General features: G+C 63.1%; 9 protein-coding genes. 5 read left to right on the top strand and 4 right to left on the bottom strand.

The genetic code is table 11. The annotated features are described in order from the left end of the window. Nucleotides 1-12: 12 nt before the first annotated feature. Complete coding sequence (locus ACQ4MS_RS00495) at nucleotides 13-486, top strand: hypothetical protein (RefSeq protein ID WP_431096996.1); 474 nt, start codon at nucleotides 13-15, stop codon at nucleotides 484-486. 241 nt (nucleotides 487-727) lie between these two features. On the opposite strand, the gene dnaG is transcribed toward ACQ4MS_RS00495, so the two are convergent. Beyond that, nucleotides 728-2,719: a DNA primase gene (gene dnaG, locus ACQ4MS_RS00490; RefSeq protein WP_431096995.1), complete on the bottom strand. Its 1,992-nt coding sequence runs from the start codon at nucleotides 2,717-2,719 to the stop codon at nucleotides 728-730. 179 nt (nucleotides 2,720-2,898) lie between these two features. Between dnaG and ACQ4MS_RS00485 the strand changes: the two genes are divergently transcribed. From ACQ4MS_RS00485 to ACQ4MS_RS00470, 4 genes are all read left to right on the top strand, one after another. Beyond that, nucleotides 2,899-3,795 carry a YihY/virulence factor BrkB family protein gene (locus ACQ4MS_RS00485; protein ID WP_431096994.1) on the top strand — a complete coding sequence of 299 codons (897 nt, stop codon included), beginning with the start codon at nucleotides 2,899-2,901 and terminating at the stop codon, nucleotides 3,793-3,795. A gap of 91 nt (nucleotides 3,796-3,886) precedes the next feature. After that, on the top strand, nucleotides 3,887-4,222 hold the full coding sequence (locus ACQ4MS_RS00480; protein ID WP_431096993.1) for a hypothetical protein: 336 nt from the start codon (nucleotides 3,887-3,889) through the stop codon (nucleotides 4,220-4,222). Between the two features lie 632 nt (nucleotides 4,223-4,854). Then, on the top strand, nucleotides 4,855-5,943 hold the full coding sequence (locus ACQ4MS_RS00475) for a class I SAM-dependent methyltransferase (RefSeq protein WP_431096992.1): 1,089 nt from the start codon (nucleotides 4,855-4,857) through the stop codon (nucleotides 5,941-5,943). Further along, nucleotides 5,940-6,785: a carotenoid biosynthesis protein gene (locus ACQ4MS_RS00470; protein ID WP_431096991.1), complete on the top strand. Its 846-nt coding sequence runs from the start codon at nucleotides 5,940-5,942 to the stop codon at nucleotides 6,783-6,785. The genes ACQ4MS_RS00475 and ACQ4MS_RS00470 overlap by 4 nt, the downstream gene beginning before the upstream one ends. A 467-nt stretch (nucleotides 6,786-7,252) precedes the next feature. Here the strand turns inward: ACQ4MS_RS00470 and ggt are convergent, their stop codons facing one another. The 3 genes from ggt to ACQ4MS_RS00455 all read right to left on the bottom strand — a co-directional run bounded on the left by ggt (nucleotide 7,253) and on the right by ACQ4MS_RS00455 (nucleotide 11,423). Further along, nucleotides 7,253-9,118: a gamma-glutamyltransferase gene (gene ggt, locus ACQ4MS_RS00465; RefSeq protein WP_431096989.1), complete on the bottom strand. Its 1,866-nt coding sequence runs from the start codon at nucleotides 9,116-9,118 to the stop codon at nucleotides 7,253-7,255. 215 nt (nucleotides 9,119-9,333) lie between these two features. Further along, nucleotides 9,334-10,101: a 3-hydroxyacyl-CoA dehydrogenase gene (locus ACQ4MS_RS00460; RefSeq protein WP_431096987.1), complete on the bottom strand. Its 768-nt coding sequence runs from the start codon at nucleotides 10,099-10,101 to the stop codon at nucleotides 9,334-9,336. A 278-nt stretch (nucleotides 10,102-10,379) separates the two neighbouring features. Next, complete coding sequence (locus tag ACQ4MS_RS00455; RefSeq protein ID WP_431096984.1) at nucleotides 10,380-11,423, bottom strand: extracellular solute-binding protein; 1,044 nt, start codon at nucleotides 11,421-11,423, stop codon at nucleotides 10,380-10,382. Nucleotide 11,424 lies beyond the last annotated feature (1 nt).

Below are 11,424 nucleotides of genomic sequence, written 5' to 3'. Positions count from 1 at the left end.
TTCGGAGAGGCCTTGTTCACCGGGGCACTTGATTTGCTGGCTTTAGCAGATGAGACAGATATGGCGTGTTTTCCGGGTTTTTCAACCTTGGCGCTCTTTGTGGCGCTTTTGGCCGCCGGCTTGGCGGAAGGCTTCACAGCAGCTTTGGCCACGGGTTTTGCCGCGGGTTTGGCTGCTGCCTTGACTGGAGGCTTGCTTGCGGGCCGCACTGCAGCTTTTGGGGCTGCTTTGGCTTTGGGCTTGGCGGCAGTTTTGGACTGCGCGCTTTGCGGCTTTTTGTTGCTCGGCTTCATGGGCTTGGCAGTAGGCATGGGACCTCCAGTTATCGGAAATTGTTTTAAATATCGATCAGCTACCAGTAAACAAAAATGCACCTTGGCGCCTGTGCAAAAACAAAGGCGCGGTCACAAGGATTCAGAGACAAAACGGAGAGATGAAAAACAGGCCCGGCACATCACTGGGGTAAAAAATCCCAGAGAAAAATGACGGTTCAGTTTTTCAGGCAAGCTGTTTGGGCGAACATTTGGTGTGCAGTCCTTGCGGAATTCCCTGAGGGAAGTGGCCGTCTCGCTTGTTGAGTCCCTGAGGTTTCAGGGTGGCCGGGGCCGGAGGTGCTGCTGTCGCGCTTGCCGTCGAAAATCGGATTATACCCTGCTGCCTGTTTTTTGGGCGGTTTTTGGGTGATTTTTTGCACCCCAAAAACAGGTGTTTTTGGGCCCGGGCAGGCTCAGCGGGCCGTATCGGCAGCGGGTTTGAGGCTGGCGGCCAGTTCCAGGTAACGCTGCCGGGCTGCAGGGTCGGTGGCGGCCCTGGTGGCCAGTTCGCTCATCTCTTGCTGGCGGCGTAGCCTCAGGAGTTGATCCAGGATGCTGCGCACTTCGGTCCAGTCGCTTTCAATGCCTTCCGGAATCTGAGCGATCTGCGTGGTGGCGTGCCTTTCGTGGGCATGGCCGCGCAGTCCTTCGCGCAGGGCTGCCCAGGGCTGGGGGCCATGTTCGTGCAGCTGGCTCTCGAGCCATACAAAAAGCGGGCCGTGCGGCTCGGGCAACTCCACCAGCAGGTGATGCTCTTCGGTAGTGAGCCGGTCCCAGGTCTCAGCCTCAGTCAGCAACAGCCGGAGCACGCGGTCTTCGCGGCTGGCCGGCAGCATGCGCCCGGCTACGCGGCGCGGCGAACGGCTGCTGCGGTCACCAAAACTGCGCCCTGATGTGGAAGGGGCCGGGAAATAACCGGAGGGCTCGGAAGCGCTGTAGTCGCGCTCGTCCGGGAAATGCGGCGGATAGTCCGCAGAATCGGGCATGTCGGCATGCTGGCCCGGATTTGATGATGATTTTGGCTTGTAGCCCGCGCCGCTCTTGCGCATATTGCTATTGTTTTTATAGTCCGCTTTGTAGCCCGTTGCAGCCGGCTGCCAGAGCTGCAGCAGCTCCCGGCTGTCGATCTGCACCTTGTCGGCGATCTCGGCCAGCAGCTGGCGTTTGAGGGCGCCGTCCGGCATCAAACTCCACAGCGGCCGGGCATTGCTGGCCATGTGGGCGCGGCCCTCGGCAGTGTCCAGGTCGCAGCCTTCCCCGGCGGCGTCCAGCATGAAGCGGCTGAGCGGCACGGCTTTCCTGACAGCGGCGGCAAAGCCTTCCTGGCCGTGTTCGCGGATATAGCTGTCGGGGTCGTGTTCTGCCGGCAAAAACAGGAATTTGACGGTGCGCACATCGGTGGCAAAGGGCAGGGCGGCATCCAGGGCTTTGCGTGCAGCGCGGCGGCCGGCGCTGTCGCCGTCAAAGCTGAACACCACCGAGTCGGTAAAGCGGAACAGCTTTTGCACATGGTCCGCCGTACAGGCGGTGCCCAGCGTGGCCACCGCATTGGCAAAACCCAGCTGGGCCAGCGCCACCACGTCCATATAGCCCTCGGTGACCAGTGCATAGCCATGTTCGCGCAGGGCGGTGCGGGCTTCAAACAGGCCGTACAGCTCACGTCCCTTGCTGAAAACGGGTGTTTCAGGTGAGTTGAGGTATTTGGGCTTTTCGTCGCTGAGCACGCGGCCACCGAAACCTATGCATTCGCCCTTGACGTTGCGGATGGGGAACATGACCCGATCGCGGAAGCGGTCATAGCGCTTGGCTTCGCCGGCCTGGTTTTCGTCGCCGGGTTCACCGGTGATGACCAGGCCGCTTTCGACCAGCAGCGGGTCGTTGTAATCGGGGAAGACGCTGGCCAGGCTGCGCCAGCCTTCGGGCGCGTAGCCCAGGCCGAAGGTCTTGGCGACTTCACCCGAGACGCCACGGCCCTTGAAGTAGTCGATGGCGCGCTCGGAGTTGCGCAGGGCCTTGATGTAGGCGACGCCGGCCTTTTCAAGCACGCTGGTGAGCGTGGCCTGCTGCTCGCGCATCTGGGCGGCGCGGGCCCGGTCCTGCGGCGAGACGTCGTCTTCAGGCACCTGCAGGCCGTACTGCTGGGCCAGGTCTTTCACCGCTTCGATGAAGGTCATGCCCGCGTGCTCCATCAAAAAGCTGATGGCATTGCCGTTTTTGCCGCAGCCAAAGCAGTGGTAGAACTGCTTGGAGGGGCTGACGCTGAAAGAGGGGGACTTTTCGCCGTGGAAAGGGCAGAGGCCCATGAAGTTGGCGCCGCCCTTTTTGAGCTGCACATGGCGGCCCACGATGTCCACCACGTCCGCACGCGCGAGCAACTCCTGGATGAATGTTTGAGGGATGGACATGGGGTGGAAAGAGGGGGGTCAATTTAGCACACGCGTCCCGGCGATGGGACGCCGACGCCATGGCCCGAGGGGGAATGGGCGCTGGGCTGACACGCATAGGCGGTATCCGGCGGCAGCGGGCGCCCCCGGTGCCTCCCACAATGGACTTTTCCTTGCCGCCCCGGGAGCGGGGCCTTTCCATGACGCTTTCCCCCAACCTTGCTTATGTTGCCAGCCACCCTGGCGCCTTCGCGCTGCGGGTGCTCAAGGGTTTTCGCGCCAATCAGGGCCTGCTGCTGGCCGGTGCGGTGGCTTATTACGCGCTGCTGTCCGTCGTTCCGCTGCTGATCCTGGTCGCGATCGCGCTGTCGCATGTGGTGGAGCAGCAGGCCTTGCTGCAGGCGCTGGGCCGTTATATCGGCTGGCTCGCGCCCGGCCAAGGCGGCTTCATCACGGCCGAGCTGGCCCATTTCCTGGCGCACCGGGAGCTGCTGGGCTGGGTCTTGTTGGCCACCATGCTGTTTTTCAGCTCCCTGGCTTTCACCGTACTGGAGAACACGATGTCGGTGATCTTTTTGCACCGCGTGGCAATTCGCCGCCGCCACCTGCTGGTGTCGGCCATCCTGCCTTATTGCTACATCGTGTTTGTGGGTCTGGGCTTGCTGCTGGTGACGCTGGTGTCGGGCAGCCTGCAGGCGCTCGGTGAAAAAAGCCTGGACTTCCTGGGCTGGGAATGGTCGCTCAGCGGATTTTCCGGCGTGTTGCTGTATTTGCTGGGCCTGGCGGGTGAAATCCTGCTGCTGACCTCGCTGTACATGGTGATGCCTGTGGGCAGGCTGCAGTGGCGGCATGCGCTACTGGGCGGGGTCACCGCCGCATTGCTATGGGAGCTGACGCGCCATCTTCTGGTGTGGTATTTCGCCACGCTGTCACAGGTCGGCCTGGTGTACGGCTCGCTGACAACGGCCATCGTGGTGCTGCTGAGCCTGGAAGTCGCGGCCGCTTTGCTGCTGCTGGGCGCTCAGGTGATCTCGGAGTATGAGCGCATTGGAACGGCGAAACAGGATGCGCCGGCCGAGCCGATGCGGACAGACTGACACCACTGCGCGATCGCGCCAGACCCGAGACCCATGAGCACGACGAGGTGTACATTCGACAGCCTCACTCCCAAGAGAGCCACTAGCCAAGATGCCTCCACACCGCAAGATAGCTGATGAGAACAACGATGAGGTGCCGCCGCGGACTGGGCTTGAGACCCCTCTGGCTATAGTCTTCCTGGTCACGGCGGCATTATTTTTCGTGAGCTCCATAGCGGCGACGCGAGCGTTAGGTGTCTTTATTGTTCTTCTAGCGCTGGTTCAATATCGACAGGGTCGCATTGCCTACGGCTGGGAAGGGCGCCCGCCTTCGGGCTACCTGACCGGGGTGCTCGTTACCGTTGTGAGCGCGATATTCTCCGTTGCGGGCTTGGCTCTGATCGTGTGGCCGGAAGTCGCAATAAGCATGTTTGATAACGGCAGCTGACTTCATAGCGCGAGCCGTATTCGCGCTGCGAGGCCGGATGCGCTGATGCTGACAGGTTAACCAGCGAAAAGGCGCCGGTCAGTCTGATCTGCTATGAAAAAAGTAGCTGCTTGCGCCCGTAAAATAAGGGCAGAAGCAGCTTTTTAATCTCCCAGTCTCCCATTGCCACACCCTCGCGGCGCGGACAATGGCCGCATTGACGATGCTGGCGTGATCGTTGTTGAAACGGGGCATGGTCATGGCACTTCCTTTCGTGTTGACGCCTTATCGGTGCGTGAGTCAAGCTTAGGAAGGCCGGCCTGGTTCGGATGTGCGACAAGGCACCGTTTTGTGCAAACACTCGCGGCAAAGGCGGGGCATGCGCGGATTTATGGGGGTTCTTCCCGGGTCAGGCCAGGCTGAGCAGATCGGATCGCGCAAGTGGTCCGGCACGCTGAAGCGCACATCACCTCCCCAGGCCTCGTGGATCAGCGCCCTGAAGAAGCGCGACAGGCGTGCGTGGGCCTGGCTGTCGGGCGCGGAGGCGTCCCAGGCTGAGGCACAATGCTTGCTCCCGCTGAAGGGTTCCCGCCCGCCGCGCCGCGCCGATCCAGGCCGATGCCGGGACGTGAGGCCGCGAGAAAGGAATGGCGATGTCATCGTCGACACTGGATAGACCTGCCAAGCTGCACGTCGTGGCGCACCTGCGCTTCGCCTGCACTTACCTCTACGCCTTGGCCCGGCTCGGGCTGTTCGGCTGCCAGGCGATCGCCATCGCGGCGCTCGATCTCATCGTGGCGGGCAAGCGCAAGAAGCTGCAGTCGAACCTGGTCCGGAACCTCTGGCGATCGAAGGCGCACCTCAATCACCTGTTCCTCGGCGACGCGCGCAACGTCCGCGACGGCGTCTACTCCCTCGCGCTGCTGCAGCTGGGGAACCCGGTGCGCCACCTGGCCCGCTTGCCAGTGATCGTCGGCGACACGGTCGCAGTGGCTGCTCGTCGCAAGCAGGGCGTCCACGACCGCTTCTCCGGCGCATCATCCGTCCACCACCACGACTTCCCTGCGTACTACACGCGCAACTTCCACTTCCAGACCGACGGCTATCTCTCTGGTGCCTCGGCCCGGAAGTACGACCACCAGGTCGAGATCGTTTTCGCCGGCACTGCGGCGACGATGCGCCGCCTGATCCTCAAGCCGCTGCGCGAGCGCTTCGGCGCCGACGGCGCGGGGTGCCACTTTCTCGAGGTTGCCGGCGGAACGGGAGCTCTGACCCGGATGGTCGCCACCGAATTTCCCAAGGCTCACATCACCTTGCTGGAGCTCTCGCCGGACTACGTGGAGGCCGCGAGGGAGAACCTTCGCGGCTGCCCGAACGTCTCGTTCGTCTGCGGCCAGGCCGAGAGCCTGCCGTTTCCCGACCAGCATTTCGACGCGGCCTATTCGTGCTACCTGCTGCATGAAGTGCCGCGCGACGTGCGCACGCGGATCCTCGCCGAACTCGCGCGCGTGCTGGTGGTGCAGGGCTGGATCGGCCACGTGGACTCGATCCAGCATGACGACGTGCCCGAGTTCAACTGGGTGCTGGAGCAGTTCCCCGAGGACTATCACGAGCCCTTCTACCGCGACTACACCACGCACGATCTGCAGACCGTCTACCGGGCGCACGGCGCCGGCAACCTGTGCGAGGAGATCGGCTTCTTCAGCAAGGCCGTCCACGGCACCAAGCTCCGCCACGCATGAAAACCTGGTTCCACCTCTTCGAGGTCTTCGTCTTCCTCGTTCTCCTCGCCTGCCTCTGGCACGCGCGGAAGGCGCGGTGCGGCGGCTTGGCGACCCTGTTCTGGGGCAGCGTCTACGGCATCTGCCTGGAGATCGCCACCATCTACCAGCTCAGTGCCTACCAGTACGGCCAGTTCGTGCTGATGGTGTTCGAGGTGCCGCTGTGCATCGGCATCGCCTGGGGCTGCATCATCTATTCGGCCCAGCAGGTCAGCGGGAAGCTGCGCCTGGGCTTGCTGTCGAAGTGCGCGTTCGACGGGCTGTTCGGCCTGGGCATCGACCTGGGCCTCGACGTCGTGGCCGTTCGCGTGGGCTTCTGGGACTGGGGCCGCGGCCTCGAGCACCAGTACTTCGGCGTGCCCTACGGCAACTTCTGGGCGTGGTTCTGGGTGATCTTCTTCTTCTCGCTGGTGCAGCGGACGACCGGCCGGGCGTGGCTCGCGATCTTTGGTGGACTGGTCGGCGTGCTGTGCACCAACGCGCTGATCAAGTTCGGTGTGCCCGAGCCGTGGCGCGGGGCGGTCGTCCTTGCCACGCTGTCCTGCGCGGTGGTGCTGCTGGCAAGGCAGCGGGCGCAGGTCTTCGCGCAGCCCTTCGACCGCTTCGGTGTGAGCATTTCGGTCGCCTTCCAGGCGGTGAGCCTGACGATTGGGCTGGTTTCCGGCGTCCTGTTCCAGAACATGTGGATGCTGCTCCTCAGCCTTGCCATCCACGCGGTTTTGATGCTGCTGCTGCACCACGACCGGTTGTCCACCCGCGGCCGTCACGCCCGGACGGCAGCGGCCGGCGTCGAAGCCGACTGAGCGCTGAGCGGCGGCGCCGACGGGTTCGGGCGGCAATTCGATGGCCAGCATCCCGGCCAGTGTTGCCAGCGTGGCCGGGCCGGTGGTGCCCACGCTTGCCAGCGTCGAGGCCAGCGCGGCGATGCGGGTCTCATGGCTGTCGGTGGGCGCGGCCCCGATGACGCGGGCCAGCAACTGGGCCAGGGGGGCGAAGGCGTGTTGACGCCATGGGCCTAGCAGCGCATCAGCCAGACATTGCTGCCGTTGCCGGCCACATGCGCCCGCAGCTCGCGGGCGCGGCCATGCAGGGGGGCTGCTCAACCGCGGCAGGATCGTCGTCACCATCTGCCTGCAGCAGTCATTGCCTGATGCGCCGGCCGACCCAATGCGGACAGACTAGTCAGCGCGAAGGCGCCGGCCAATCTGATCTGCTACAAAAAAGCGGCTGCTCACCCCCGTGGAATAAGGGCGCAAGCGGCTTTTTTCCTTCAGTCTCCCATCACCACACCTTCGCGGCGTGGGTCGGCGCCACCCAGCCACACGGGTGTGCCGTGCGCCTGGCCGCGCGTGAGGGCCTGCAGGCCGCTGGTCATGGGTACCTCGCGGACTTCGGCGCCACGGGCTTTCAGTGCTTCCACCGTGGCGGGTGCAAAGCGCTTTTCTTCAAGCAGCGACGGGCCGTTGAGCGAGCCAAAATTGGGCAGGTTGATGGCCTGCTGCGGCAGCATGCCCCAGTTGAGCACGCCGTAAATCATCTTGGCGGTGTAATGAATGATCAGCGCGCCGCCGGGGCTGCCGCCGCTCATCACCAGCTGGCCGGTGGCCTTGTCGAACACCAGCGTTGGCGCCATCGATGAGCGCGGGCGTTTGTTGGGTTGCACGCGGTTGGCGACCGGCTTGCCTTCGGCGTCGGTGGGTGCAAAGCTGAAGTCGGTCAGCTCGTTGTTCAGCAGAAAGCCCCTGACCATCTGGCGCGAACCAAATGCGTCTTCGATCGTGGTGGTCATGGCAATCGCGTTGCCGTAGGCATCAACGATGCTGATGTGCGAGGTGCCGTATTCGGGCTGGTCGGGCATGGGCGCATAGGCGCTTTTTATGCCGCCGGGCAGGCCGGGCTTGGCGACCTTCATGCTTTGCCCGCCGGGTTGGGCGGCGATCAGCTTCGCGCGGTCGGCCAGGTAGGCGGGGTCCAGCAGGCTCATCCAGTTGCCGCCCGGCGCCTGCACAAAGTCGGGGTCGCCCAGGTATTGCGCGCGATCGGCAAAAGCCAGGCGGGAGGCCTCGGTGTACAGGTGCAGCCAGTCGGCAGACGGCGTGGGTCCTGGGAGGCCCGCGATACCGCTGGTGCCGGTCACCAGCGGCTGGCTGGCGGCGGCGGTGTTGCCCAGAATGCCGAGAATTTGCCCGACGGCGATGGCGCCCGAGCTGGGCGGCGGCATGCCGCAGATGCGGTAGTCGCGCGCCTGGGCGCGGTAGTCGTGGCAGATCGGTTCGCGCTTCTTGACCTGGTAATCGGCCATGTCGGCCATGCTCAGTTTGCCGGGGTTGGTGGGGTGGCCCTGCACCTTGGCGACGATGGCCTGGGCCACGTCACCTTCCAGCAGGCCTTTGGAACCGGAGGATACGATTTTTTTCAGCACATCCGCCAGGGGCTGGTTGCGCAGCGTAGTTCCCACGTCCAGTGGCTCACCATTGGGCTTGTAGAAGTAGGCCGCGGCGACCGGGTCCTTTTTCAGGTGCTGCTCGGTCTTGAGCAGCGTGTTCAGCCGCGCACTGACTTTGAAGCCGCCCTCCGCCAAGGTGATGGCCGGCGTGAAAAGTTGCGCCCAGGGCAGCTTGCCGTGCTGCTTGTGTGCCATCTCCAGCATGCGCACCGTCCCCGGCACGCCGACGGAGCGGCCACCGACTACGCCGTCAATGAAGGCCAGCGGTTTGCCATCTGCACCCATGAAAAGTTTTTCATCAACACCCGCAGGTGCAGTCTCACGGCCGTCAAAGGCCTCCACTTTGCCGCCATTGGCATGCAGTAGAAATGCTCCTCCGCCTATGCCGCTCGATTGCGGCTCGACCAGTGTCAACACCATTTGCACGGCAATTGCCGCATCGACGGCAGAGCCGCCGGCTTTGAGCACCTGGTAGCCAGCATCGGTGGCCAGCGGATTGGCGGCGGCCACAGCGAATTTCTGGGTGGCCCAGCCGGGTTTTTCGGTATAGCCCGAGGTGCCTTCAGGCTGTTGGGGCACGCTGGGGGCAACCGGCGAGGGTGACGTGCAGCCCGCCATCAGCAGGGTCAGCAGGGTTGCGGCGGACCAAAGCTGGAAGGAGAAGAGCTTGCGTGCAGGAGTGGGAACCATGGCTGCTCCGTTGGTAATTCGTGCCATGTTAAATCCAGACTTGTACGGGCGCTGCACTGAAATACGCACGGCTGCCGCTGATTTGTAAGGAGCGGAAAAACAAAAACCAAAAGCCGATTCGACTGAGTTATCAGTGAAATCGGCCTCCAGCCCTTAGCGTTCGGGCGCAACCAGCTATCAATTAAATAGCGTAAAAGCCGTATGGCTCTCTGGTGTCAACGCGGAGCGAGCCGGATTGCGCCGTCCAGGCGGATTACCTCACCATTGAGCATGTCGTTTTCAATGATGTGTTTGGCCAGCTTGGCGTAGTCCTGGGGTGTGCCCAGACGGGAGGGGAAGGGAACACCCGCGGCCAGCGAATCCTGCACTTCCTGCGGCATGCCGAAGAGCATGGGCGTGCCGAAGATGCCGGGGGCGATGGTCATGTTACGGATGCCGTTGCGCGCCAGGTCGCGGGCAATCGGCAATGTCATGCCGACGATGCCGCCCTTCGATGCGCTGTAGGCGGCCTGGCCAATCTGGCCGTCGTAGGCCGCCACGGAGGCGGTGGAAATCAGCACGCCGCGCTCGCCGGTGGCTTCCGGGTCGTTCTTGCACATCGCGTCGGCCGCCAGGCGAATCATGTTGAAACTGCCGATCAGGTTGACGGTGACGGTCCGGCTGAAAGCGGCCAGGCTGTGCGCGCCGTTTTTGCCCACGGTTTTTTCGGCGGGCGCAATGCCGGCGCAGTTCACCAGGCCCATCAGCTTGCCCATGGCAACCGCCTTGGCCACCACGGCCTGGCCGTCGGCTTCCTGGCTCACGTCGCACTTGACGAAAGCGGCCTTGCCTTCGCCCAGCTCTTTGGCGATGGCTTCGCCCTTGTCGGCCTGCATGTCGGCGATGACGACCTTGGCGCCGTTTGCCACCAGCATGCGTGCCGTGCCTTCACCCAGGCCCGATGCGCCGCCGGTGACGATAAATACTTTGCCTGCGATTTCCATGGTGGTTCCTTGAATGAAAGATTGAGAAGTCTGAAGGGCGGTGCAACTGCCATGTCAGCTCCGTATGAGAGCACCATACGGAACACCATACGGAACACCATACGGTGTGGACATGACGTTAACGTAAACGTCAATTATGGCCCATGAAATTACCCCCACGCTCTTCACCTCCTGTGGTCGCGGCCCCCGAGAGGGGCTTTTCATCTTGGGGCGGCCCGGCAATGAAAAAAGCCCGGCGCCTTTCGGCGGCCGGGCTTTTCGCAAAACGAGGCGCTGGCTTATTTGTAGCCAACGCGGTCCAGCATCTGCTGTACCTTGAGCTGGTTATTGCCCACGGCGCTGATCGGGATGGTCTCGGACTTGAAGCTGCCATTGCCCGAAGGGGTCATGGCTTTAAGCGCGGGGTTGGTGACGCCCAGTCCGGCGACAGCAGGCCACTCGTTGTTGCCATTGGCGAAGTATTCCTGCGCACTTGGGCTGGCCATGTATTCCATGAACTTGACGGCATTGGCCGTGTTCTTGGCGTTCTTGGCGACGGCGGCGCCGGCGATATTCACATGCGTGCCCCAGCTGTCCTGGTTCGGGAAGACCACGCCGACGCGGTCAGCAATGACTTTGTCTTCTGGCGTAGTGGAGCGCATGATGCGCGCCAGATAGTAGGAGTTGGTCACTGCAATACCGCACTCGCCGCTGGCCACGGCCTTGATCTGGTCGGTGTCGCCGCCCTTGGGGTCGCGCGCCATGTTGGCCACCAGGCCCTTGAGCCACTGCTCGGCCTTGGCTTCACCCATGTGCTCGGTCACAGCGCCGAACAGCGAAAGGTTGTAGGGGTGGGCGCCCGAACGCGTGCACAGCAGGCCCTTGTTTTTCGGGTCAGCCAGTTTTTCGTAGGTGTCCACGTCGGTCTTTTTGACCTTGAGCTTGTCGAATACTACGACGCGTGCGCGGGTCGAAAAACCGAACCAGGTTGTGCCTTCGGCTGTTTCCTTGGCGCGCAGCTTGGCCGGAATGGCGGCTTCGAGGGCTGGCGACTTGATCGGCTTGAAGAGGCCGTCCACATCGCCCTTGTGCAGGCGGGCGGCATCCACCAGCAAAATCACGTCGGCGGGGGAGGCCGCGCCTTCGGCCTTCAGGCGCGCCAGGATGCCAGCGTCATCTGCGTCCACGCGGTTGACTTTGATGCCGGTCGCCTTGGTGAAGTCGCTGTAGAGCTTTTCGTCGGTCTGGTAATGGCGGGCAGAATACAGGTTGACCACCTGTTCCTGGGCAGAAGCCAAGCCGGCCAGAAGCATCAACGAAGAGAGAACCAATTTTTTGTACATA

This window comes from Polaromonas aquatica (assembly GCF_050626995.1).
Classification (GTDB): domain Bacteria; phylum Pseudomonadota; class Gammaproteobacteria; order Burkholderiales; family Burkholderiaceae_C; genus Polaromonas; species Polaromonas aquatica_A.
This window is presented reverse-complemented; position numbering and strand designations above follow the sequence as displayed.

What these genes read in the sequence shown, in the direction of transcription:
- ACQ4MS_RS00470 (WP_431096991.1), top strand. Translation starts at nt 5,940, where the DNA reads ATGAAAACCTGGTTCCACCTCTTCGAGGTCTTCGTCTTCCTCGTTCTC.
- ACQ4MS_RS00455 (WP_431096984.1), bottom strand. Translation starts at nt 11,423, where the DNA reads ATGTACAAAAAATTGGTTCTCTCTTCGTTGATGCTTCTGGCCGGCTTG.
- dnaG (WP_431096995.1), bottom strand. Translation starts at nt 2,719, where the DNA reads ATGTCCATCCCTCAAACATTCATCCAGGAGTTGCTCGCGCGTGCGGAC.
- ACQ4MS_RS00480 (WP_431096993.1), top strand. Translation starts at nt 3,887, where the DNA reads ATGCCTCCACACCGCAAGATAGCTGATGAGAACAACGATGAGGTGCCG.
- ACQ4MS_RS00485 (WP_431096994.1), top strand. Translation starts at nt 2,899, where the DNA reads ATGACGCTTTCCCCCAACCTTGCTTATGTTGCCAGCCACCCTGGCGCC.
- ACQ4MS_RS00460 (WP_431096987.1), bottom strand. Translation starts at nt 10,101, where the DNA reads ATGGAAATCGCAGGCAAAGTATTTATCGTCACCGGCGGCGCATCGGGC.
- ACQ4MS_RS00475 (WP_431096992.1), top strand. Translation starts at nt 4,855, where the DNA reads ATGTCATCGTCGACACTGGATAGACCTGCCAAGCTGCACGTCGTGGCG.
- ggt (WP_431096989.1), bottom strand. Translation starts at nt 9,118, where the DNA reads ATGGTTCCCACTCCTGCACGCAAGCTCTTCTCCTTCCAGCTTTGGTCC.